At 69.9% G+C, this 23,626-nt stretch carries 22 protein-coding genes and 1 tRNA gene; 2 read left to right on the top strand and 21 right to left on the bottom strand.

Annotation, left to right across the window (positions count from 1 at the left end):
* Positions 1-10: 10 nt before the first annotated feature.
* The 21 genes from atpA to CG740_RS24540 all read right to left on the bottom strand — a co-directional run bounded on the left by atpA (position 11) and on the right by CG740_RS24540 (position 22,531).
* A complete protein-coding gene (atpA, locus tag CG740_RS24640; RefSeq protein WP_100577443.1) occupies positions 11-1,603 on the bottom strand; it encodes a F0F1 ATP synthase subunit alpha in 1,593 nt (530 codons plus the stop codon).
* Positions 1,604-1,742: 139 nt separating this feature from the next.
* Positions 1,743-2,558, bottom strand: coding sequence for a F0F1 ATP synthase subunit delta (locus CG740_RS24635; protein ID WP_100577442.1), 816 nt, complete (start codon positions 2,556-2,558; stop codon positions 1,743-1,745).
* Positions 2,555-3,091, bottom strand: a complete 537-nt coding sequence (locus tag CG740_RS24630) for a F0F1 ATP synthase subunit B (RefSeq protein WP_100577624.1) — start codon at positions 3,089-3,091, stop codon at positions 2,555-2,557. Before CG740_RS24630 ends, CG740_RS24635 begins: the two co-directional genes overlap by 4 nt.
* A 53-nt stretch (positions 3,092-3,144) precedes the next feature.
* Positions 3,145-3,381: a F0F1 ATP synthase subunit C gene (locus CG740_RS24625; RefSeq protein ID WP_100577441.1), complete on the bottom strand. Its 237-nt coding sequence runs from the start codon at positions 3,379-3,381 to the stop codon at positions 3,145-3,147.
* A 76-nt stretch (positions 3,382-3,457) separates the two neighbouring features.
* A complete protein-coding gene (gene atpB, locus CG740_RS24620; protein WP_100577440.1) occupies positions 3,458-4,285 on the bottom strand; it encodes a F0F1 ATP synthase subunit A in 828 nt (275 codons plus the stop codon).
* Positions 4,286-4,510: 225 nt separating this feature from the next.
* Entirely contained in the window at positions 4,511-4,948 is a 438-nt protein-coding gene (locus CG740_RS24615; RefSeq protein ID WP_100577439.1) for a hypothetical protein, read from the bottom strand.
* A 264-nt stretch (positions 4,949-5,212) separates the two neighbouring features.
* Positions 5,213-6,541: an MraY family glycosyltransferase gene (locus tag CG740_RS24610; RefSeq protein ID WP_234376468.1), complete on the bottom strand. Its 1,329-nt coding sequence runs from the start codon at positions 6,539-6,541 to the stop codon at positions 5,213-5,215.
* Positions 6,542-6,767: 226 nt separating this feature from the next.
* Positions 6,768-8,012: a serine hydroxymethyltransferase gene (gene glyA, locus CG740_RS24605; protein ID WP_100577437.1), complete on the bottom strand. Its 1,245-nt coding sequence runs from the start codon at positions 8,010-8,012 to the stop codon at positions 6,768-6,770.
* A gap of 66 nt (positions 8,013-8,078) precedes the next feature.
* Positions 8,079-8,729, bottom strand: coding sequence for an arsenate reductase/protein-tyrosine-phosphatase family protein (locus tag CG740_RS24600; RefSeq protein ID WP_100577436.1), 651 nt, complete (start codon positions 8,727-8,729; stop codon positions 8,079-8,081).
* Positions 8,726-9,373 (bottom strand): L-threonylcarbamoyladenylate synthase, encoded by a 648-nt coding sequence (locus tag CG740_RS24595; RefSeq protein ID WP_100577435.1) that lies wholly within the window; start codon positions 9,371-9,373, stop codon positions 8,726-8,728. Before CG740_RS24595 ends, CG740_RS24600 begins: the two co-directional genes overlap by 4 nt.
* Positions 9,374-9,419: 46 nt before the next feature.
* Positions 9,420-10,301 carry a peptide chain release factor N(5)-glutamine methyltransferase gene (gene prmC / locus CG740_RS24590; RefSeq protein ID WP_100577434.1) on the bottom strand — a complete coding sequence of 294 codons (882 nt, stop codon included), beginning with the start codon at positions 10,299-10,301 and terminating at the stop codon, positions 9,420-9,422.
* Between the two features lie 32 nt (positions 10,302-10,333).
* Positions 10,334-11,413 carry a peptide chain release factor 1 gene (prfA, locus tag CG740_RS24585; protein ID WP_100577433.1) on the bottom strand — a complete coding sequence of 360 codons (1,080 nt, stop codon included), beginning with the start codon at positions 11,411-11,413 and terminating at the stop codon, positions 10,334-10,336.
* A 102-nt stretch (positions 11,414-11,515) separates the two neighbouring features.
* On the bottom strand, positions 11,516-11,743 hold the full coding sequence (gene rpmE / locus CG740_RS24580) for a 50S ribosomal protein L31 (RefSeq protein WP_053726981.1): 228 nt from the start codon (positions 11,741-11,743) through the stop codon (positions 11,516-11,518).
* Positions 11,744-11,900: 157 nt separating this feature from the next.
* Positions 11,901-13,010 carry an LCP family protein gene (locus CG740_RS24575; protein WP_100577432.1) on the bottom strand — a complete coding sequence of 370 codons (1,110 nt, stop codon included), beginning with the start codon at positions 13,008-13,010 and terminating at the stop codon, positions 11,901-11,903.
* A 389-nt stretch (positions 13,011-13,399) separates the two neighbouring features.
* The gene (gene rho, locus CG740_RS24570) at positions 13,400-15,463 is read right to left on the bottom strand and encodes a transcription termination factor Rho (RefSeq protein WP_100577431.1); all 2,064 of its coding nucleotides are present in this window, start codon (positions 15,461-15,463) and stop codon (positions 13,400-13,402) included.
* A 403-nt stretch (positions 15,464-15,866) separates the two neighbouring features.
* Complete coding sequence (gene thrB, locus CG740_RS24565; RefSeq protein ID WP_100577430.1) at positions 15,867-16,784, bottom strand: homoserine kinase; 918 nt, start codon at positions 16,782-16,784, stop codon at positions 15,867-15,869.
* Between the two features lie 280 nt (positions 16,785-17,064).
* Positions 17,065-18,123, bottom strand: a complete 1,059-nt coding sequence (gene thrC / locus CG740_RS24560; protein WP_100577429.1) for a threonine synthase — start codon at positions 18,121-18,123, stop codon at positions 17,065-17,067.
* Between the two features lie 6 nt (positions 18,124-18,129).
* Positions 18,130-19,422, bottom strand: a complete 1,293-nt coding sequence (locus tag CG740_RS24555; RefSeq protein WP_199846559.1) for a homoserine dehydrogenase — start codon at positions 19,420-19,422, stop codon at positions 18,130-18,132.
* 98 nt (positions 19,423-19,520) lie between these two features.
* A complete protein-coding gene (lysA, locus tag CG740_RS24550) occupies positions 19,521-20,912 on the bottom strand; it encodes a diaminopimelate decarboxylase (RefSeq protein ID WP_100577428.1) in 1,392 nt (463 codons plus the stop codon).
* Positions 20,913-20,983: 71 nt separating this feature from the next.
* Positions 20,984-22,012: an ArgS-related anticodon-binding protein NrtL gene (gene nrtL / locus CG740_RS24545; RefSeq protein ID WP_100577427.1), complete on the bottom strand. Its 1,029-nt coding sequence runs from the start codon at positions 22,010-22,012 to the stop codon at positions 20,984-20,986.
* Positions 22,013-22,102: 90 nt separating this feature from the next.
* Positions 22,103-22,531 carry a response regulator gene (locus CG740_RS24540; RefSeq protein ID WP_100577426.1) on the bottom strand — a complete coding sequence of 143 codons (429 nt, stop codon included), beginning with the start codon at positions 22,529-22,531 and terminating at the stop codon, positions 22,103-22,105.
* 166 nt (positions 22,532-22,697) lie between these two features.
* On the opposite strand from CG740_RS24540, the gene CG740_RS24535 reads away from it, so the two are divergent.
* Positions 22,698-22,769: transfer RNA gene (locus CG740_RS24535), tRNA-Arg, on the top strand.
* Between the two features lie 372 nt (positions 22,770-23,141).
* Positions 23,142-23,626 (top strand): hypothetical protein (locus CG740_RS24530; protein WP_159030401.1); only part of this gene is annotated, 485 nt, incomplete at its 3' end.

The raw sequence follows: 23,626 nt of genomic DNA, 5'->3' as shown, positions 1-23,626 counted from the left end.
TCCGTCGTCGTCACTTGCTGGTGCTGACCGGCGCGTCGTCGCCCAGGAGCTTGCCGTCCGAGGTCTCGAACTGCCGCTTGAAGCCGGCGATGGCGTCGGCCACGGACTGGAGCGTGTCGTCCGACATCTTGGCGCCCTCGGCGATCGAGGTGAGGAGCTCCTTGCGCTCGCGGCGCAGGTACTCCAGCAGCTCGGCCTCGAAGCGGCGGATGTCCTCCACGGGCACGTCGTCCATCTTGCCGGTGGTGCCGGCCCAGATGGAGACGACCTGCTCCTCGACCGGGAACGGCGAGTACTGCGGCTGCTTCAGCAGCTCGACCATGCGCTTACCGCGCTCAAGGGAGGCCTTGGAAGCGGCGTCCAGGTCGGAACCGAAGGCGGCGAACGCCTCCAGCTCGCGGTACTGGGCGAGGTCGACACGCAGTCGGCCGGACACCTGGCGCATGGCCTTGTGCTGCGCGGAACCACCGACTCGGGAGACGGAGATACCGACGTTCAGCGCGGGGCGCTGACCGGCGTTGAACAGGTCCGACTCCAGGAAGCACTGGCCGTCGGTGATGGAGATGACGTTGGTCGGGATGAACGCCGACACGTCGTTCGCCTTGGTCTCGACGATCGGCAGACCCGTCATCGAACCGGCGCCCATGTCGTCCGACAGCTTCGCGCAGCGCTCCAGCAGACGCGAGTGCAGGTAGAAGACGTCGCCCGGGTAGGCCTCGCGGCCCGGCGGACGGCGCAGCAGCAGGGACACGGCGCGGTAGGCGTCGGCCTGCTTCGACAGGTCGTCGAAGATGATGAGGACGTGCTTGCCGTCGTACATCCAGTGCTGGCCGATGGCCGAACCGGTGTACGGCGCAAGGTACTTGAAGCCGGCCGGGTCGGACGCGGGCGCGGCGACGATCGTCGTGTACTCCAGCGCGCCGGCCTCTTCCAGGGCGCCACGCACGGAGGCGATGGTCGAGCCCTTCTGGCCGATGGCGACGTAGATGCAGCGGACCTGCTTCTTCGGGTCGCCCGAGCGCCAGTTGTCGCGCTGGTTGATGATCGTGTCGACGGCCAGAGCGGTCTTGCCGGTCTGACGGTCACCAATGATCAGCTGACGCTGGCCACGGCCGATCGGCACCATCGCGTCGACGGCCTTGTAACCGGTCGCCATCGGCTCGTGCACCGACTTACGGACCATGACGCCCGGAGCCTGGAGCTCCAGGGCGCGGCGGCCGTCGGTCTCGATCTCGCCGAGGCCGTCGATCGGGTTGCCGAGCGGGTCGACGACGCGGCCGAGGTAACCCTCGCCTACGCCGACCGAGAGCACCTCACCGGTGCGCTGCACCGGCTGGCCCTCTTCGATTCCGCTGAACTCGCCGAGGACGATCGCACCGATCTCGCGCTCCTCAAGGTTGAGGGCGAGACCAAGGGTTCCGTCCTCGAACCGCAGCAGCTCGTTCGCCATGGCCGAGGGAAGTCCCTCGACCTTCGCGATGCCGTCGCCGGCAACGCTGACCGTACCGACCTCCTCGCGCGAGGCCGCGTCCGGCTGGTACGACTGGACAAAGGTCTCCAGCGCGTCCCGGATCTCCTCCGGCCGGATCGTGAGCTCCGCCATCTGGGTTCCCTGCTCTCCTTGTTGGGCCCGAAGTTTCTAAGGGGGTCTGGGGGCCGACCCCCAGGAATCTTCTGCAATTTCTGCACGGCCCAACCGGGCCGCAGGTGTTGCTAATTCAGTTGCTGTGCCGACCCCGGGGTCAGCGAGCCAGCCGCCGGTTCGCCTCTTCGAGGCGCTCCGCGATGGTGCCTTCGATGACCTCGTCGCCGACGCGCACCGAGATCCCGCCGAGGACCTCGGGGTCCACGTCGAGGTTCAGGTGCATCTGGCGGCCGTAGATCTTCGCCAGAGCCGCGCCGAGACGCGCCTTCTGGATGTCGGTCAGCGGGATCGCCGAGGTGACCACGGCCACCATCCGGTCCCGACGGCCCGCGGCGAGCTTGGAGAGGGACTCAAGTCCCGATTCCAGGCTACGTCCACGCGGCCGGGTCACCAGACGGACGACCAGACGCTCGGTGACCGGGTTCGCCCTGCCGCCCAGCAGGCTGCGCAGCAGCTCGCCCTTGGCCGCGACCGTGGCGGTGCGGCTGGTGAGCGCGGAGCGCAGTGCGGGGCTGGAGGTGACGATGCGGCCGAACCGGAACAGCTCGTCCTCGACGTCGTCCAGAGCGCCCGACTGCTGCGCGGCGGTGAGGTCGGCGGTGCTCGCCAGTTCCTCCAGCGAGTCCACCAGGTCACGGGACTGCGACCAGCGGGAGCGGACCATGCCGCTCACCAGGTCGGCGGTCTCGCCGCCCACCTGGCCGCCGAGCAGACGCCCGGCCAGCTCGGCCTTGGCCTCGCCGGCCTGCGCCGGGTCGGTCAGGACCCGACGCAGCGAGACCTCGCGGTCGAGCAGCGTGGTGACGGCGGCCAGCTCGTCGCCGAGCTTCGCCGCGTCGACGGACGTGCTGTCCATCAGAACGTCGAGACGCTCACGTGCGGCGGCCAGTGCCTCGCGGCTCGCACCGTTCATCGGACGGCCTCGGCCTTCTCCTCAAGCTCGCCGAGGAAACGGTCGATGGTGCGGCTCTGGCGGGCGTGGTCCTCAAGGGACTCGCCGACCAGCTTGCCGGCCAGGTCGGTCGCCAGCTTGCCCACGTCCTGACGGAGCGAGTGCGCGGCGGCCTTGCGGTCGGCCTCGATCTGGGCGTGGCCGGCAGCGATGATCTCCTCACGCTGCCGCTGGCCTTCCGCCCTCATCTCCTGGATGAGCGCGGTGCCCTGCTCGGTCGCCTCCTGGCGCAGGCGGGCAGCCTCGTGGCGGGCCTCGGCGAGCTGCGCCTTGTACTGCTCAAGGACGCTCTGGGCCTCGGTCTGAGCGGCCTCGGCCTTCTCGATACCGCCTTCGATGGCCTCGCGACGCTCGTCCAGAACCTTGTTGATGTTCGGGAGGAGCTTCTTGGCGAGGAAGCCGAAGACGATGACGAAGGCGAGGAGGCCGATGACGAGCTCAGGCCACGGCGGGACGAGGGGGTTTTCCTTGCCCTCGGCCGCCAGCTGAACCATGGTGAGGTTCACATCAGTGCCTTTCGTCGGATCGGTCTAGTCGTGACTGTTCGTCAGCTGTAGACGAACGGCATGACCAGACCGATCAGGGCGAGCGCCTCACAGAAGGCGAAACCCAGGATCTGGTTGGCGCGGATGAGGCCGGCCGCTTCGGGCTGACGGGCGAGAGCCTGCGTGCCGTTACCGAAGATGATGCCGACGCCGACGCCCGGGCCGATCGCGGCGAGGCCGTAACCGATGGAGCTGAGCGAGCCGGTGACGCCGGTGGAGGCAGCGAGGATCTGGGACATGCCAGTTCTTCCTTCTCTTTCACGGACCGGTGGGGGTTGGCCACCGGACGACTGGGGGTATGGAGGGAGCGGACGGTCAGTGGTGCTCGGCGGCAGCACCCTGGAGGTAGCTGCAGGCCAGGAGCACGAACACATATGCCTGAACGGCCTGGATGAAGAGCTCGAAGCCGGTCATCACGATGACCATCACGAACGAGACGCCGGAGTACGCGATGCCGATGCCGTTGAGCATGTACCAGCTGGCGATCGTGAACAGGAGCAGCAGGGTGTGACCGGCGAACATGTTCGCGAAGAGTCGCACCGCGTGCGTGAAGGGCCGGACCAGCACGTTCGAGAAGAACTCGATGACCATGACCAGCGGCAGGACGGCGCCGAGCGACTTGTCGTAGCCGGTGAGGTTCTTGAAGCCGCCGACGAAGCCGTGCCGCTTGAAGGTGACGCTCATCCAGCAGATGTAGACGATCGCGGCGAGCACCGCGGGGTACGCGATGATCGACGTCACCGGGAACTGGGCGAGCGGGATGATCGACCAGAGGTTCATCATCCAGACGAAGAAGAACAGCGAGACCATGAGGGGGACCCACTTCTCGCCCTCCTTCTTGCCCATCGTCTCGTAGACGATTCCGCGGCGCACGAAGTCGTAGCCGGCCTCGCCGATCATCTGGAGCTTGCCGGGAGACTTCACCTGGGGCTTGCGGAAGGCCGCCCAGAAGAAGCCGACGATGACGACCGAGCCCAGCAGGGCCAGCAGCATCGGCTTGTTGAAGTACAGGCCGTTGGTGTCGCCCCAGAGCGGCTCGAAGAGGAACGAGTGCAGGCCGGGACCCTCGAAGCCACAGCCGTTCGACTGGAAGATGTGGCAGCTCGGATCGAAGGCGAGCACCTGCGTCGGGTCAGCACTCACCGCGGGCTCCTTCAGCGTGGCGCATAGGTACGGCAACCTCGTTGTGTCGGCGCGGCGCACAGCCGCGGTTCGGCACTGGACTGGTGTTACGGATGATGGGGCGGCGGTCGGGCATCAAGCCTCGCGATTGAGCAGGCGTCAGCTCAGATGCCCGCGCCCGCAGTGCCGCAGTTGGCACCGGACGATAGCAGGGTCCTGAACACGCATTTATTCCGGCCCTACCGTTCACGACGACGGCCCCGTCTTTTCGGGCTTGCTGCCCTCGGCGGTATCCGGTTCGACGTAAAGAATCTTCGCCTTCATGTGCGCACGCGCCTGTGCGCCGATCCAGACGAGGGTCAGCGCGACGAGGGTGGCGGCGAAGCATTTGGGGTTGAACAGCGTCGTGTTCTTGAAGACCGCGACAAAGATGAAGAGCAGGAGCAACTGCGCGGTGTACAGCATCAGTCCCATCGCCTGGAACAGATGCGGAAGCGATTTGGCAGTGCGTTCCAGGACGACGAGTCCGATGCCCATGAAGAGGATCACGACCAGCGTCGCGACGATGGCGCCCACCGCTCCCTTGCCGCCCGCGACCACACCGCTGATCACGGCGGCAACAGCGCCCGCGGCAGCGGTGGGTAGGACGGTGGGGAGAAGAGTGCGTGCGTCGTTGGACGGCATGGCGGCAGCTCCGCTTGCTGGTGGGGGCAAAGTGGTGTCGTCATGGACGAGCGTAAGCCCGGGCCGAGTTGGTCCCTCGGGCCAACGGACCGTCGCACTACGGTCCTTCGGCTCTGGCGCCGGGTCTCGTGAACCGTATCACAAACTATTTGATGAGGTCTTTACCATGGAAGTGTGACGGTCGGCACACTTGAGAGTGACGCCGCGCGTTTGTGCACAACCGGCTGCGAGATGTCTGGTATTGGGCATCGACGCGGCAAATCGTCAGCGCGATGCACCGGTCTTACGTCGGTCGGGGAAACGCGAACGGGGGCCGATCGCTGTCGCCCCGTTGACGCCGGAGACTCCGGCGACCACGGGAGTGCGTTCGCCGCGCACCGCCTCGTCCTCCTCGGCGGCCATCGAGTGCACCGCCTCCGGTTCCCCCTGCGCGTGCCGGTAGCGCGGCGGCACGAAGCGCTCGGCCCACTGCGGGGTGCGCGGGGCGAACCGCGGCAGCAGCAACAGGACGAGTCCGACCGCGCTCAGCGCGACGATCATCAGCACGATCCACATCGACGCGGAGTGCACCGAGTAGGAGACCGCGCCGAAGGCGATGAGCGCCGACCAGAAGTACATGATCAGGACCGCCCGGCTGTGCGAATGTCCGATCTCCAGGAGCCGGTGGTGCAGGTGTCCGCGGTCCGCGGCGAACGGCGACTGGCCGTTCCAGGTCCTGCGGACGATCGCGAGCACCAGGTCGGCCATCGGGATCGCGATGATCGTCAGCGGCATGAGCAGCGGGATGAAGACCGGCAGCATCGCGTGCGTGGCATCGCGGGTGCCGCCGAAGTTGAGCTTCATCGCGTCCGGGTCGACCTGGCCCGTGATGGAGATCGCGCCGGCCGCGAGCACCAGGCCGATCAGCATCGAGCCGGAGTCGCCCATGAAGATCCTGGCCGGGTGCATGTTGTGCGGCAGGAAGCCCAGGCACATGCCCATCAGGATGGCGGCGAACAGCGTCGCGGGGGCCGCCGCCTCGATCCCGTACCCGTACCAGAGCCGGTAGGCGTACATGAAGAAGGCCGCCGAGGCGATGCACACCATGCCGGCCGCGAGGCCGTCGAGGCCGTCGACGAAGTTCACCGCGTTGATGGTGATCACGACGAGCGCGACCGTGAGCAGCGTGCCCTGCCAGGAGGTCAGCGAGACCGAGCCGATGCCGGGGATGGGCAGCCACAGGATGGTCAGACCCTGCATGACCATGACGCCCGCGGCGATCATCTGGCCGCCGAGCTTGATCAGGGCGTCGATCTCGAACTTGTCGTCGAGGACACCGATCAGCCAGATCAGCGCGGCGCCGGAGAGCAGGGCTCTGGGTTCGTTCGACTGGAAGACGGCGTTGAGGCCGTCGAGGTGGTCGGCGACCAGCAGTCCCGCGCACAGACCGCCGAACATGGCGATGCCACCGAGCCGCGGCGTCGGTTCCCGGTGCACATCGCGCGCACGGATCTCCGGCATCGCACCGACGGCGATGGCGAACTTCCGCACCGGCCCGGTGAGCAGGTAGGTCACCGCGGCCGTGACGCACAGCGTCAGCAGGTATTCACGCACGGGCTGCCCCAGAGGTATCGCTGGCCATCTCAGCCCCACACCCTAGCTTCGCGCGCATGTGGTTGAAGACATTCGTATCCGGCAGATGGTTGCAGGTACCCCGCAGGAGCGGGGATAAGCCCGTATTTCTGCCCCTATGCGAATCCTGTGAAAAGCCCCGAACGCCGAAAACAGGCCCCTCTTATGGACGCTTCGATCAGCGTGGGAGGGTCTCGGGACGCCGGTCTCAAGGAGGCGGGAATCGCCGTGCCAGTTCCCGCACTTCCGCCCGTGTCCCCGGATCCTCCCGCATCGCCATCGCGAAGAGCACCGCGATTCTGGCCATTTCCGCCTCGCCCATTCCCTGGCTGGTGACGGCGGCCGTGCCGAGCCGGATGCCGCGGGCCTCCGCGTGCGGCAGGGCGCAGGAGTCGAGGACGAGCCCGGCGCCCGCGAGCCGGCCGCGCGCGGTCCGGCCGTCGACGCCGAAGGGCGCCGGGTCGGCGAGCACGAGGTGGGTGTCGGTGCCGCCGGTCACCAGCCCGAACCCCTCGGCGAGCAGTCCCTCCGCGAGGATGCGTGCGTTGGCGACCACCTGGTGGGCGTACCCGGAGAACGCGGGCGTGGACGCCTCGCCGAAGGCGACGGCCTTGGCAGCGATCGTGTGCATCTGGGCGCCGCCCTGGGTGAAGGGGAAGACCGCGCGGTCGATGCGGGCGGCGAGGTCGGCGCCGCACAGGGTCAGTCCGCCGCGCGGCCCGCGCAGCACCTTGTGGGTGGTCGCGCACACGACATCGGCGTACGGGACCGGGCTGGGCGCCGCTCCCCCGGCGACCAGACCGATGGGGTGCGCGGCATCCGCGATGAGGTGGGCGCCCACGTCGTCGGCGATCTCGCGGAAGGCCTGGTAGTCGGGGTGCCGGGGGTAGGCAATCGAGCCGCACACGATGGCCTTGGGCCGGTGCTCGACCGCCAGGTCCCACACCTCGCCGTAGTCGATGAGCCCGGTGTCCGGCTCGACGCCGTACCCGACGAAGTCGAACCAGCGCCCCGAGAAGTTGGCGGGCGAGCCGTGCGTGAGGTGTCCGCCGTACGGCAGGCCCATCGCCAGAACGGTGTCTCCCGGCTTCAGGAGCGCCGCATAGGCCGCCAGTACCGCCGAAGTCCCCGAATGCGTCTGTACGTTGGCGTGAGCGGCTCCGAACAGGGCCTTGGCGCGGTCGACGGCGATGCGTTCGGCGACGTCCACGACTTCGCAGCCGCCGTGGTGGCGGGCGCCGGGGTATCCCTCGGCGTATTTGTTGCCGAGCTCCGAGCCCAGGGCCGCGCGGACGGCCGGCGAGGTGAAGTTCTCGGCGGCGATCAGCTGGAGCGAGGTGGCCTGCCGCTCGGCCTCGCCGAGCAGCACATCGGCCATTTCGGGGTCCTGGCGCCGTACGGCCTCGAACCCCGCGCGTTCATCGGTGCGGCTGTCTACGGAGATGACCGGCATGAACTCAGCGTAGGCCGCAACCGCCGGGGGCGCCCGGCGTGTGGGGAGGCGGTACTCCGGGTGGTGTCAGTGGTGGGTCGGGACGCCGGTGAGGGCGGTGACGACCGGGTCCAGGGCCTGGTTGATCTCGTCCCCGATGGAGCGGAAGAACGTGATCGGGGCGCCGTAGGGGTCGTTGACCTCGTCGGCCTCGGCGTTCGGCGCGAGCAGCCAGCCGCGCAGCGCGGCCGCGGCCCGCACCAGTGCCCTGGCCCGCTCGACCATGCCCTCCTGGAGGGGGTCGGGCAGCGTGGCCGGGTCTATGGCCCGGACGAGACGGGTGAACTCCTTCAGGGTGAAGGTGCGCAGGCCCGCGGAGTGGCCCATCGAGATGACCTGGGCCCGGTGGTCGCGGGTGGCCGTGAGGACCAGGTCCGCGGTGATGACGTGCTCGTCGAGGAGCTCGCGCCCGGTGAAGCCGGTCGCGTCCGCGCCGAAGTCGGCGAGGACGGCGGCGGCGTTGGCCTCCATCGGAGCGCCCTCGTGCCCCCAGGTGCCGGCGCTCTCCACGATGAGGCCGCCCGTGAACGGGTCCCCGAGCCGGTCGCTCAGGGCATGGCGGGTCAGCCGCTCGGTGATGGGCGAGCGGCAGACGTTGCCGGTGCTGACGTGGAGGATGCGGAACGAGTCCACCGCGGGGTGAACCGTGCCTATGCCACGCCCCTCAGGGGCGGTCAATTGGCCACCTCAAGGTCGGGTACCACCTTGCGCAGCTCGTCCGCGTCGAGCGCACCGGCGCGCAGCAGCACCGGCACCTTGCCCGTGACGTCGACGATCGAGGACGGGACGATGCCCGGGGTCGGGCCGCCGTCCAGGTACACGGAGACGGAGTCCCCGAGCATGCCCTGGGCCGCGTCGCAGTCCTCGGGCGCCGGGTGGCCCGTGAGGTTGGCGGAGGACACGGCCATCGGGCCGACCTCGGTGAGCAGCTCGATGGCGACCGGGTGCAGCGGCATCCGGATCGCGACGGTGCCGCGGGTGTCGCCGAGGTCCCACTGGAGCGACGGCTGGTGGCGGGCGACCAGGGTCAGGGCGCCGGGCCAGAACGCGTCGACCAGCTCCCAGGCCTGCTCGGTGAAGTCGGTGACCAGGCCGTGCAGGGTGTTCGGCGAGCCGATGAGCACGGGGGTCGGCATGTTGCGGCCGCGGCCCTTGGCGTCGAGCAGGTCCCTGCAGGCCTGCGTGCTGAACGCGTCGGCGCCGATCCCGTACACGGTGTCCGTCGGCAGCACCACGAGCTCACCGCGGCGGACGGCGGACGCGGCTTCGCGCAGACCGGTGGTGCGGTCGGTCGCGTCGTTGCAGTCGTATCGCCGAGCCATTAGCGGGCCTCCTCGTACACATACACGGTCTGGGGGTGGGAGCGGATCACGGGGTGGCCTTGCGGGCCGTGGCGAAGCGGGGGCGCTTGTTCAGGTCGGGGTGGTCGGCGGCGTCCACCCAGCCGGCCTCCTCGTTGAAGATCCACGGCACTTGGCCACCCTGGGTGTCGGCGTGCTCGATGACGACGAGCCCGCCGGGCCGCAGCAGGCGGTGCGCGGTCCGTTCGATGCCCCGGATGGTGTCGAGACCGTCCTCACCGGAGAACAGCGCGAGCTCGGGGTCGTGGTCGCGCGCCTCGGGGGCGACGTACTCCCACTCGGTGAGCGGGATGTACGGCGGGTTCGAGATGACCAGGTCGACCTGGCCGTCGAGCTCGGGCAGCGCGGTCAGCGCGTCGCCCTGGTGGAGAACGACGCGGGACCCCTCGACGTTCTTCCGCGTCCACTCCAAGGCGTCCTCGGACAGCTCCACGGCGTGCACGCGCGAGCGCGGCACCTCCTGCGCCATGGCGAGCGCGATGGCGCCCGAACCGGTGCACAGGTCGACGATGAGCGGCTCGACGACGTCCATCGCGCGGACGGCGTCTATGGCCCAGCCGACCACGGACTCGGTCTCCGGGCGCGGCACGAACACCCCTGGCCCGACTTGGAGTTCGAGGTAGCGGAAGAAGGCGCGGCCGGTGATGTGCTGGAGCGGTTCGCGGGCCTCGCGGCGCGCGATCGCCTCCCAGTAGCGGGCGTCGAAGTCGACGTCCTTGACGTTGTGCAGCTCTCCCCGCTTGACGCCGTGGATGTGCGCGGCGAGCTCCTCCGCGTCGAAGCGCGGGGAGGGCACGCCGGCGTCGGCCAGCCGCTGGGTGGCCTGGGCCACCTCGGCAAGCAGCACGCTTCGGGGGCCTGGGGGTCGCCCCCCAGAGTTTTGCTGCACGCTGGTCCTCCGGCAGTCGTACGGGGGTGTGATTACTGGGCGGCCGCGAGCTTGGCGGCGGAGTCCGCGTCGACGCAGGCCTGGATCATCGCGTCCAGGTCGCCGTCGAGCACCTGGTCCAAGTTGTACGCCTTGAAGCCGACCCGGTGGTCCGAGATGCGGTTTTCCGGGAAGTTGTACGTCCGGATCTTCTCGGAGCGGTCGACCGTGCGCACCTGGCTGCGGCGCGCGTCGGCGGCCTCCTGCTCGGCGGCCTCCTGAGCGGCGGCGAGCAGCCGGGAGCGCAGGATGCGCATGGCCTGCTCCTTGTTCTGGAGCTGGCTCTTCTCGTTCTGGCAGGAGGCGACGACGCCGGTGGGCACGTGCGTGATGCGCACGGCGGAGTCGGTCGTGTTGACGGACTGGCCGCCGGGGCCCGAGGAGCGGTACACGTCGATGCGGAGGTCGTTCATGTTGATCTCGACGTCGACCTCCTCGGCCTCGGGCGTGACGAGCACGCCGGCGGCGGAGGTGTGGATGCGGCCCTGCGACTCGGTCGCGGGCACGCGCTGCACGCGGTGTACGCCGCCCTCGTACTTCATCCGCGCCCAGACGCCCTGGCCGGGCTCGGTCGCGCCCTGGCCGCCCTTGGTCTTCACGGCGACCTGGACGTCCTTGTAGCCGCCCTGGTCGGACTCGGTGGAGTCGATGATCTCGGTCTTCCAGCCGACCCGCTCGGCGTAGCGCAGGTACATGCGCAGGAGGTCGCCGGCGAACAGGGCCGACTCGTCACCGCCCGCACCCGCCTTGATCTCCAGGAGTACGTCCTTGTCGTCGCTGGGGTCGCGCGGGACCAGGAGCAGGCGGAGCTTCTCGGTGAGCTGCTCGCGCTGTGCGGTCAGGTCCTTGACCTCGGCGGCGAAGTCCGGGTCGTCGGCCGCGAGCTCGCGGGCCGTCTCGATGTCCTCGCCCGTCTGCTTCCAGGCACGGTAGGTCCCGACGATCGGCGTCAGCTCGGCGTAGCGCTTGTTCAGCTTGCGCGCGTTGGCCTGATCGGCGTGGACCGAAGGGTCGGCGAGCTTCGTCTCAAGGTCGGCGTGCTCGCCGATCAGGTCCTCGACCGCTTCGAACATCGGTTGCTCCTGGGGTTCAAACGGAGAAGTAGGTCTTGACGGCAAAGCGCCGGTCGCGGCGCCCCCGGAACGGAGGCGCCGCGGACCGGCGCAGTTGGCTCGCTACTTCTGGGCGGAGCCGGCAGCGGCCTTGCCGAAGCGGGCCTCGAAGCGGGCCACGCGGCCGCCGGTGTCCATGATCTTCTGCTTGCCCGTGTAGAACGGGTGGCACTCGGAGCAGATTTCGGCGCGGATGGAGCCGCCGCCGATCGTGCTACGGGTGGTGAAAGCCGCGCCACAGGTGCAGCTGACCTGGGTCTCGACGTACTCGGGGTGAATGTCGCGCTTCAAGGTGTCTCCTAGGTTCGGGAGGGCGCCGGGTCGCAGGCGCGGATTGCGCATACGTGAACCGGGGCCGACGTACCAGTCTGCCAGGACTGGCCGCATCTCCCAAAACCGGGGTGCGGGCCCATCTATTCCCGGGCCCGCCGGACGGTGGCACGGGCCGCTACTGCCCGCCCACGTAACCGCTCGCGGTGCCCTTGTCGCCGGCCGAGTCGGCGGTCGCGGACGCCGGGATCGGCTGGTCCTTGGCGAGGGCGTCCCAGACCTGCCGGGACTGCTCGGGGAGCGGGCTGACCCGGTTGGGGTCGAGCTTGTCGTACTGCACCGGCAGCGTGATCATCTTGACGTTCGAGGCGTCCAGGCCCTTGAGGCCGTTGGCGAAGCCGATCAGCGAGTTGACGGAGCTGATGTCCGAGTCGGTGGTGATCGCCTTGGTGGCCGCGTCGGCGAGACCGTAGAGCTTGGCCGGGTTGCTGAACACGCCGACGCTCTTGATCTGGCCGATCAGGGCCTTGATGAAGGCCTGCTGGAGCTGGATGCGGCCGAGGTCGCTGCCGTCGCCCACCACACCGTGCCGGGTGCGGACGAGGCCGAGCGCCTGCTCGCCGTTGAGGGTGTGCGTGCCGGCCGGCAGGTCGAGGTGGCTCTTGTCGTCCTTGATCGGCTTTTTGGTGGTGACGGGCACCCCGCCGAGCTGGTCGATGAGCTTCTTGAAGCCGGTGAAGTCGACCTCGACGTAGTGGTCCATGCGGATGCCGGACATCTGCTCGACGGTCTTGACGGCACAGGCCGGGCCGCCGACCTCGTACGCCGTGTTGAACATCTGCCGCTTGGCGCCGGGGTCGGTCTTGCCGTCCTGCGTGGTGCAGGAGGGGCGCGTGACCAGGGCGTCGCGCGGGATGGAGACCACGCTGGCCGTCTTGTGGCCCTGGTACACGTGGATGACCATCGCGGTGTCGGACCGGGCGCCGCCCCCGTCGTCGCCGTACTCCTTGTTGGCACCGGCCCGTGAGTCGGAGCCGAGGACCAGGATGTCCTCCGAGCCGTTGTCGACGTTCTGCGGGCGTCCGGTGCCGAGCTGGGCGTTGATGTCGACGCCCTTGAGGTTGCCGTTGAGCTTGAAGTACACGTAACCGAGTCCGCCCCCGCCGACGAGCACCACGCCGGCCGCACTCCAGGCGGCTATCCGCACGGCGCGACGGCGCGTGCTGGGGCGCTTGCGGCGCTTGCCGGCCCCGCGTATTCGGCTGCTGCGTGTGCCCTGCTCGGTCATGGTCTCCTCAGTTCTCGGTGCTCCTCCGATTACCCCCTGCCCAGTCCTTCAGGCACGGATTGTCGACACGTGTCGGACGTCGAAGCACCAAGCAGGGTTGCACAGGGTTCTAAGAAGGCCATAAGAGCGCATTCCGGCCGACGCGCAACCCGGAACCCGTCCCACCGCCCTCACCTGCGGTTTCGCGAGGGCTCGCGGCCGCGTCCGGGGCGGTCGCGGCCGCCGGGCGTGTGTCGAATGCCTCAGCCGGCACCGCGGGGGACGACCGGTCGGCGCGAGACCCCGCGAGGCACACGCCGGGCCCCGGTGCGATCCCGCCGCACACGAGAGCGCCCCCGGCACCGAAGTGCCGGGGGCGCTCTCAACTGGCCCTGCTGGAACCGGAGTTACTAGTCGTTGCCGTTGCCGTTGCCCGGCCCCGGCGTCGTCTTCTGGATCTGGAGCAGGAACTCGGCGTTCGACTTCGTCTGCTTCATCTTGTCCAGGAGCAGCTCGATGGCCTGCTGCTGGTCGAGCGCGTGCAGCACCCGGCGCAGCTTCCAGACGACCGCGAGCTCGTCGCTGCCGAGCAGGATCTCTTCCTTGCGGGTGCCGGACGCGTCCACGTCCACCGCCGGGAAGATGCGCTTGTCGGCGAGCTTGCGGTCGAGCTTGAGCTCCATGTTGCCGGTGCCCTTGAACTCCTCGAAGATCACCTCGTCCATGCGCGAGCCGGTCTCCACGAGCGCGGTGGCGAGGATGGTCAGCGAGCCGCCGTCCTCGATGTTGCGCGCCGCACCGAAGAAGCGCTTCGGCGGGTAGAGCGCGGTCGAGTCGACACCACCGGAGAGGATGCGTCCGGAGGCCGGGGCCGCCAGGTTGTACGCACGGCCCAGGCGGGTGATCGAGTCGAGCAGCACGACCACGTCGTGACCGAGCTCGACGAGACGCTTGGCGCGCTCGATGGCCAGCTCGGCGACGGTGGTGTGGTCCTCGGCGGGACGGTCGAAGGTCGAGGAGATGACCTCGCCCTTCACCGACCGCTGCATGTCGGTGACCTCTTCCGGACGCTCGTCGACCAGGACGACCATCAGGTGGCACTCGGGGTTGTTGTGGGTGATCGCGTTGGCGATCGCCTGCATGATCATGGTCTTGCCGGTCTTCGGCGGGGCCACGATCAGGCCTCGCTGGCCCTTGCCGATCGGCGACACGAGGTCGATGATCCGCGTGGTCAGCACGCCCGGGTCGGTCTCCAGACGGAGCCGGTCCTGGGGGTAGAGCGGAGTCAGCTTGTTGAACTCCGGACGGCCCCGGCCGGAGTCGGCGGCCATGCCGTTGGAGGAGTCCAGGCGCACCAGCGCGTTGAACTTCTCGCGGCGCTCGCCGTCCTTGGGCTGGCGGACGGCGCCGGTGACGTGGTCACCCTTGCGCAGCCCGTTCTTGCGGACCTGGGCGAGCGAGACGTACACGTCGTTCGGGCCGGGCAGGTAGCCGGAGGTCCGGATGAACGCGTAGTTGTCGAGGATGTCGAGGATGCCCGCGACGGGGATCAGGACGTCGTCGTCGGCGACCTGCGGCTCGGCGCCGAACTCGTCACGGCCACCGCGGCGGCCACGGCGGTCGCGGTAGCGTCCGCGCCGGCCACGGCGGCTGCCGTCGTCGTCGAAGTCGTCCTGCGGGCCGTTGTTGTTCTGCTGCTGGCCCTGGCCCTGACCCTGCTGCTGGCCACCCTGGCCGCCTTGGCGCTCCTTGCGCTGGCCGCCCTGCTGGTCCTCGCCCTTGCCCCGGCGGTCGCCACGGTCACCGCGGTCGCCACGCTCTCCGCGCTCGCCGCGGTCACCGCGCTGGCGGTCCCGGCGGTCACCGCGGTCGCGGCGCTCCCGGCGGCCCTCGGCGGTGTCGACGGCCTCGGCGGCCTTCGACTCGGGCTGGGCCTCGGTCTTGACCTCGGCCCTGGCCTCCGTCTTGGTGACGGTCTCGGCGGCGGCCGAGGCGGACTCGGGGCTGCCGGAGGGCGCGGTGGCGCGGCGGCGGCGGCGCTCGCCCGCGGGCTGGTCGTCCTGGTCGGAGACCTTGGGGGACGGCTGGCCGGGGATGTCGATCTGCTGCTGCGCGGACTGCTTCTCGGCGGGCGCGGCGGCCTCGTCGCCGGTGCGGGCCTTGGAGGTGGCGCGGCGCTTCGGCTTGGTCTCGGCGTCGGCGGACGCGGCGGCGCTCTTGGCCGGGGCCGAGGAACCGCCTCCGGCCTGCGCCTCCTTGATGACCTCGATCAGCTGGCTCTTGCGCATGCGCGCGGTGCCCCTGATGCCGAGGCCGGACGCGACCTGCTGCAGCTCGGCCAGGACCATGCCGTCGAGGCCGGTGCCGGAGCGGCGGCGCCGTGAGGTGGTGCCAGAGGCAGCACCTGCGGCGGGCGCGGAGGTGTCGACAGAGCTGTCGGCAGTCACGCCCATCAGATCGGTGGTGTCGCTCACGAAGGGTCCTTCCCTGGAGCGGACGTCGGCCTGTCTGGCTCGGCGACCGGTTGTGCTGTCCGGCTGCGGCCTGTGATCTTCTCGACCACTGATCGTGCCGGGGCGGTGGCCCGCCGCGTACGGCGGAGAGACAAAAGTGCGTGGGTTCCGGCCCGAGATCCCCCTACTCGGCCCCTGCCGGGAAAAAGCGTGGGGTGTCGTGCCGGTTCCGGAGCGTGCTCGCAACTGCTCAGGCAGGCTGCACAGGCAGTTGGGGAGGCTCTCGGAAGAATGGCGGTCCCTGAAGGGGACACGAAGCACCGCGCCACGAAGACGACCGATGCAGACTTGAGGTTAACACTACCGGATCCAACAAACATTCCCCCTCTCGTTCACCGGCAAGCCGTGCTTCCCGCGCCCGTACCTACGCCCCGAGCGGCAGGACGCTCGCACCCGCGGCGTCGAGATTGAGCCGGTTGGCGGCCCATCCCTCCCCCGCAAGGGCGGCGACCTTGTCGGCCGCGCCGTCCTCGACCAGTGCGAGGACCGTGGGCCCCGCGCCGGAGATGACCGCGGGCACACCGTCCGCGCGCAGCCGGTTGACCAGTGCCACGCTGTCCGGCATCGCCGGTGCGCGGTACTCCTGGTGGAGCCGGTCCTCGGTGGCGGCGAGCAGCAGTTCGGGACGCCTGGTCAGGGCCTCCACGAGCAGGGCCGCCCGGCCGGCGTTGGCCGCGGCGTCGACGTGCGGGACCGTGCGCGGGAGCAGCCCGCGGGCCGTCTCCGTCAGGACCGCCTTACCGGGCACGAAGACCACCGGAACGATGGAATCCGCCGGGTCCATCCTGATCGCGCGGGCCGCTCCGCCGTCCATCCAGGACAGCGTGAACCCGCCGAGCAGACAGGCGGCCACGTTGTCGGGGTGTCCCTCGATCTCGGTCGCGAGCTCAAGCAGCGCCGCGTCGTCGAGCCGGGCGTCGCCGCCTATCGTCACGGCGCGCGCGGCGACGATGCCGGCGCAGATGGCGGCGGAGGAGGAACCGAGGCCGCGGCCGTGCGGGATGCGGTTGGCGCAGACGACCTCAAGGCCGCGCGGCTGCCCGCCGAGCAGGTCGAAGGCGGTGCGCAGGGACCGTACGAGGAGGTGGCTCTCGTCGCGGGGCAGCGTCTCGGCGCCCTCGCCCGCGATGTCGATGCCGAGGCCGGAGTCGGCGACGCGGACGACCACGTCGTCGTACAGCCCCAGCGACAGGCCCAGGGAGTCGAAGCCCGGACCGAGGTTGGCGCTGGTGGCGGGGACGCGCACCCGTACGGCGGCGGCGCGGAATGCGGGACCGGCCATCGCTCTGATGACTCCTTGTGAGGCTGCTGCTGGTGTCTGCTGCGAGGTTTTCGAAGACGTACGGAACACCCGAGGGCCACGTGGGCGACTGCACCACGGCATATGCGGCGGGGCGGGTTGGGTACAGCCTATCGAAGGAAGGTTCTGTGGCGACATAGGGCGCACAGGAGGCGCACGATGCGTGTCGCGAGCCCCCTGTGCCCCTACGTAGGGACTTGTCCGGCTTTACGTACGCGTCCCGGTGGTGCGGGACGCGTACGTGGGGCGGCGCGCCGGCGAACTACGCGAGACCGAGGCGCTCGGCCGCGGCCGCCGCGTCGACCGGAACGGTGACGGGCTGCGGGGCTCCGGCGACGGCCCAGTCGGGGTCCTTGAGGCCGTTACCGGTCACCGTGCACACGATCTTCTGGCCCGGGTCGACCAGGCCGCGCTCGGCGGCCTTGAGCAGACCGGCGACCGAAGCGGCGGAGGCCGGCTCGACGAAGACGCCCTCCTGCGAGGCCAACAGGCGGTACGCGCGCAGGATCTCACGGTCCGTCACCTCGTCGATGAACCCGCCGGACTCGTCCCGCGCCGCCAGCGCGAACTGCCAGGACGCCGGGTTGCCGATGCGGATCGCGGTGGCGATCGTCGAGGGGTCCTTGACGACCTCGCCGCGCACGATCGGCGCCGAGCCGGACGCCTGGAAGCCCCACATGCGCGGGGTGTGCGTCGAGATGCCGTCTCCGGCGTACTCCTTGTAGCCCTTCCAGTACGCCGTGATGTTGCCGGCGTTGCCCACGGGCAGGACGTGGATGTCGGGGGCGTCGCCGAGCGCGTCCACGATCTCGAACGCGGCGGTCTTCTGGCCCTCGATCCGCACCGGGTTGACCGAATTGACCAGCGCCACCGGGTAGTTGTCGGACAGCGAGCGCGCCAGCGTGAGGCAGTCGTCGAAGTTGCCGTCGACCTGGAGGATCTTGGCGCCGTGGATGAGTGCCTGGCCCATCTTGCCCAGCGCGATCTTGCCCTGCGGCACGAGGACCGCGCACACCATGCCGGCCCGCACCGCGTAGGCGGCGGCGGAGGCCGAGGTGTTGCCGGTGGAGGCGCAGATGACCGCCTTGGCGCCCTCCTCCTTCGCCCGGGTGATCGCCATCGTCATGCCGCGGTCCTTGAAGGACCCGGTCGGGTTGGCGCCCTCGACCTTGAGGTGGACCTCGCAGCCCGTGCGCTCGGAGAGCACCTGCGCGGGCACGAGGGGCGTGCCGCCCTCGCGGAGGGTGACGACCGGGGTCGTAGCGGAGACGGGGAGCCGGTCCCGGTACTCCTCGATGATTCCGCGCCACTGGTGGGTCATTGCTGGTTACTCCCCTTCAACACGCATGATGCTGGCGACACCACGCACGGTGTCGAGCTTGCGCAGGGCGTCCACGGTCCCGGTGAGGGCCGCGTCGGCCGCGCGGTGGGTGACGACGACGAGGGAGGCCTCACCGTCCTTGCCGGACTGCCGCACGGTGTCGATGGACACCCCGTGCTCGGCGAAGACCGTCGCCACCTGGGCGAGCACGCCCGGCTTGTCGGCCACGTCGAGGCTGATGTGGTAGCGGGTCACGACATCGCCCATCGGGCTCACGGGCAGCTGCGTGTACGCCGACTCCCCGGGCCCGGTGGATCCGGCGAGCTTGTTGCGGCAGACCGCGACCAGGTCGCCGAGCACGGCGGACGCGGTCGGGGCGCCGCCCGCGCCGGGCCCGTAGAACATCAGCTGTCCGGCGGCCTCGGCCTCGACGAACACCGCGTTGTACGCGCCCCGCACGGAGGCCAGCGGATGGTCGAGCGGGATCATCGCCGGATGGACCCGGGCGGTCACGGAGTCGCCGTCGGCGGCGCGCTCGCAGATCGCGAGCAGCTTGATGGTGCAGCCCATCTGGCGCGCCGAGGCGAAGTCGGCGGAGGTCACCTCGGTCATGCCCTCGCGGTACACGTCGTCGAGGCGGACCCGGGTGTGGAAGGCGATGCCGGCGAGGATCGCGGCCTTCGCGGCGGCGTCGAAGCCCTCCACGTCGGCGGTCGGGTCGGCCTCGGCGTAGCCGAGCGCGGTGGCCTCGTCGAGGGCCTCCTGGTAGCCGGCGCCCGTCGAGTCCATCTTGTCGAGGATGAAGTTGGTCGTGCCGTTCACGATGCCGAGGACCCGGTTGACCTTGTCGCCGGCGAGGGACTCGCGCAGCGGGCGGATCAGCGGGATCGCGCCGGCCACGGCGGCCTCGTAGTACAGGTCCCGGCCGTGCTCGACGGCGGCCGCGTGGAGTGCGGCGCCGTCCTGGGCGAGCAGCGCCTTGTTCGCGGAGACGACCGAGGCGCCGTGCTCGAAGGCGGTGGTGATGAGGGCGCGGGCCGGCTCGATCCCGCCGATGACCTCGACCACGACGTCGATGTCGCCGCGTTTGACCAGCGCGGTGGCATCGGTGGTGACCAGGGCGGGGTCGATGCCCTCACGCACCTTGGAGGGCCGGCGGACGGCGACTCCGGCGAGCTCCACGGGTGCGCCGATGCGCGCCGTGAGGTCGTCGGCGTGCGTCGTCATGATGCGCGCCACCTCTGAGCCGACCACTCCGCAGCCCAGCAGCGCCACCTTCAGCGGACGCGTACGCATCATCCGACCTCGTTTCCTCTTCAAACCTGCAATGCGAACCAGTCTCACTCACCGGACCGGGGTTTCTGCCCCCGGTCCGGATCCTGAGACAAGTATTTCATTCACCCGACGTCGAGACGCAGGAGATCTTCCTCCGTCTCCCGCCGGACGATCACCCGCGCGGAACCCTCGTTCACGGCGACGACCGGCGGGCGCAGCGCGTGGTTGTAATTGCTGGCCATGGAGCGGCAGTACGCCCCGGTGGCCGGCACCGCGATCAGATCGCCCGGCGCGAGATCGGCGGGCAGGAACGCGTCACGCACCACGATGTCACCGCTCTCGCAGTGCTTGCCGACCACCCTGACCAGCATCGGCTCGGCGTCGGAGGTGCGCGAGACGAGCGCGACCGAGTACTCGGCGTCGTACAGCGCGGTACGGATGTTGTCCGACATGCCGCCGTCCACGCTCACATACGTGCGCAGCCCTTCGAGCGGCTTGATGGTGCCGACCTCGTACAGCGTGAACGCCGTAGGACCGACGATCGCGCGGCCCGGCTCGACCGAGATGCGGGGCACGCGCAGGCCCGCGGCGGCGCACTCGCGCGTGACGATCTCACTGAGCGCCTTGGCGATCTCGTGCGGCTCACGGGGGTCGTCGTCCGAGGTGTAGGCGATGCCGAGGCCGCCGCCGAGGTCGATCTCGGGCAGCTCGACGCCGTGCTCGTCGCGCACCTCGGCGAGCAGCTGGACGACGCGGCGCGCGGACACCTCGAAGCCGGCCATGTCGAAGATCTGCGACCCGATGTGCGAGTGGATGCCGACCAGTTCGAGCCCGTCGAGCTTGAGTGCGCGGCGCACGGCCTCGGCGGCCTGGCCGTCGGCGAGACCGATGCCGAACTTCTGGTCCTCGTGCGCGGTGGCGATGAACTCGTGGGTGTGGGCCTCGACGCCGACCGTGACGCGGATGAAGGCCTTCTGCACGGTGCCCAGCTCCTGGGCGATGTGCGCGACGCGCACGATCTCCTGGAAGGAGTCGAGCACGATCCGCCCGACCCCGGCCTCGACGGCCCGCCGGATCTCGGCCTCGCTCTTGTTGTTGCCGTGGAAGGCGATGCGCTCGGCCGGCATCCCCGCGTCCAGGGCGGTGACCAGCTCGGTGCCGGAGCAGACGTCGAGGTTCAGCCCCTCCTCGTGCAGCCAGCGCACAACGGCCCGCGACAGGAAGGCCTTTCCGGCGTAGAACACGTCGGCGTCGCGTCCGAAGGCGTCGGCCCAGGCCCGGCAGCGCTCACGGAAGTCGGCCTCGTCGAGGAAGTAGGCGGGGGTCCCGAACTCCTCGGCCAGGCGCGACACTTCGAGCCCGGCGACGGTGACCTCGCCGTCCCCGTTGCGCCGCACCGTGCTCGACCAGACCTTCGGGTCGAGGGAGTTGAGGTCGGCGGGCGGCGCGGAGTAGTGCCCCTCGGGCAGCACATCGCCGTGGCGGGGGCCGGCGGGGTGGGCGGATCGGCTCATGTTCTGTACGTCTCTTCTCTTACACGTCTGCGGTCACCACGGCGGGCGACGGTGATGTCCGTCCGCGCATGTCACAGGAGTTCGGGTGCGTCGATGCCGAGCAGGGACAGGCCACCGGCCAGCACCGTCCCGGCGGCCTCGGCGAGGGCCAGCCGCGAGCGGTGGGCGGCCGAGGGTTTCTCGTCGCCGAGCGGCAGCACCGCGTGCTGGAAGCGGAGCAGTTCGTCGGCCACGGCTTCGAGGTGCCGGGCGAGCCGGTCGGGTGCCCGGTGCCGGGCGGCGCCTTCGAGCACGCCGGGGTGGTCGTGGAGCAGCCCGAGCAGCCGCTCCCCCTCGGGGACGGCCCCGGGCTCGGCCGTGAATCCCAGCTGAAGCGCGTTGCGGGTGAGGGCACGGCTGCGGGAGTACGCGTACCGCACACGGAAGAGGGGGTTGCTCTCGCGCTGGGCCAGCAGTGCCTCGACATCGATGCGCGGCCGGTCGTGCCGGGCGGCCCGGAGCAGGGCCCAGCGGGCGGCATCGCCCCCGACGAGCCCGACGAGCCCCGGCGTGGGACACGGGACGACCGCGAGCACCTCCCCCGGCGCCCCTTCCCCCACCCCTTCCGCTTCCGCTTCCGTTTCCGCTTCCGGGACGATCCGTGCGTCGGCCCCCTGGCTCCGCAGCAGCCGCACGACGACCTCGACGACGATCCGCGCCCGCTCCTCGGCCACGGCGGCGAAGTCGTACGCCTCCCCGCGCAGCGCGTCCCCGTATCCGTACGCGGCGGGCGACGCGAGCACCTGCCGCACCACCCCGCACTGGACGTCTCGCTCCAGGGTGATGTTGAGGAAGCCGGGCCCGCTGATCTCGACGAGGGCGATACCGGGCCGGCCGGCGATCCGTGCGCGCAGCACCTCGGCGACCTCGCGGGGCGGCCGGCCGGTCGCCGCGGCCAGCTTGAGGGCGATCCCGCTGGCGTAGTCACCCCCGCCGCCGGGCCTCGGCCGCTCGACCTTGACGGTCTCGGGAACCATGCCGCCGATCGAACCCAGGGCACCCTCGTCGACCGCGCTGCGCACGGCGCGCACGACGGTACGGGAGAGCTCTGCGGGGGTCACGGGACAAGCGTATGGGAGAGGGGGGGTCCCTCCGCGAACCGGTTTCGCCATACGGGCAGAACGGCGGGCTCGGGTCACCTCGACCGGGGCTCAGCCCCGGCTGCTGCCGGCCCGCCCGGGCTCCCTGCTGCCGTCGGCAGACGGCGGAGCCTCCCGGTGCAGCAGCAGTTGCCGTACGACCCTGATGAGCTCGGCGGGCTCGAACGGCTTCGCGAGGAAGGCGTCGACCCCGGCCGCGAGACCGGTCTCCACCTCGTACTGGGTGCAGGCGCTGATGATCGCGACGGGCAGCCCGCTGGTCCGCGGATCGGAGCGTAGCCGAGCGGCCGTACGCAGCCCGTCGAGCCGGGGCATCATCACATCGAGGGTGACCATGTCCGGGCTGACCCGGTGCACGACCTCCAGGCATTCGGCACCATCGGCCGCGGTCACGACCTCGAAGCCCTCCAGCTCAAGGTTGACCCTGATCAACTGCCGGATGACCTTGTTGTCGTCCACCACAAGGACCCGGCCGGACACGCCTGACACACCTTGAGGTTAGGTGCGGGGAGGGCACCGCGTCCGGGTTTTCCCCACTTCCACCCCGCCCGGGCGACACGGCCCGCCGAGGGGACCGAAATACCTGTTCACAGCCACCCCGAGAGAGCTGGTAGGGTTCTACCCGTCGCCGCCAAACACGGTGAACGCCCCCGTAGCTCAGGGGATAGAGCAACGGCCTCCGGAGCCGTGTGCGCAGGTTCGAATCCTGCCGGGGGCACTTCGCTTCAACCGTCCAGATCAGATGGTTGACGAGCGCGAGTGCCAAGCTTGAAGAGCGGGATCCAGTACTACTGGGTCCCGCTTTTCGTTGTCTTCGTGTGCGGTGTCTCCGTGCGGTGTCTCCGTGCGGTGCCGACAGCTCCATGCAGTGCCGACAGCGGTTTCCGTGTGGCTCTTCGCGGACGTGGTGCCCGTGCCGTTCGCCCGTGAGCCGCACACGAGGGCAGGGCCTCAGGGGTCTCCAGAGAGTTCCTCAGGAGGCCCGCGCAAAGAGGTCTGGCAGGCCTTCCAAGGCCGCTTGACCCCCACGGACGCCGGCGGCCCCGATACGGACCCGCCTGCTCCCTCAGGGCCGGGGCACCCGAGGCTGATGAGACTGGCCCGCTCAGCATCCGACGACCCGCTTGAGTGGTTCCTCTACTTGGGTGTGGTCGTCGTCTATGCCCTCGGCCGCTGGTTCTTCGCCTGGCGGCAGGCTCGCCGTGACGGCCAAATCCACCCCTTGCGCGCCGTGTTGGCCGAGGACGACGATTCCGAGACCATGCGGCGGACACCGTACGGCGGCTTCAGTTCCTACCGGCAGTTCTTCGGCTTCGTCGGCAGCGCCGCTGCGGTGGCCCTGATTGCGTCCCTGACCCACGGCCGGCTTCAGGTCTCGCTGATGTGGACCATCGTTCCGCTGCTGACCCTGGCGTTGGCATATCTCGATTTCCGACTGCCCCGTAAGGCACGTGACCGACGCGGTGAACGCAGAAAAGCCCCGCACCAGATCCGTATTTCTACAGATCATGATGCGGGGCTTTCCCCAAAAATTGTTCGGCGGCGTCCTACTCTCCCACAGGGTCCCCCCTGCAG

The sequence above is a fragment of the Streptomyces sp. CB01201 genome (assembly GCF_002803085.1).
GTDB classification, from domain to species: domain Bacteria; phylum Actinomycetota; class Actinomycetes; order Streptomycetales; family Streptomycetaceae; genus Streptomyces; species Streptomyces hundungensis.
The sequence above is the reverse complement of the archived record's forward strand: the minus strand, read 5'-3'. Positions and strand labels throughout refer to the sequence as shown.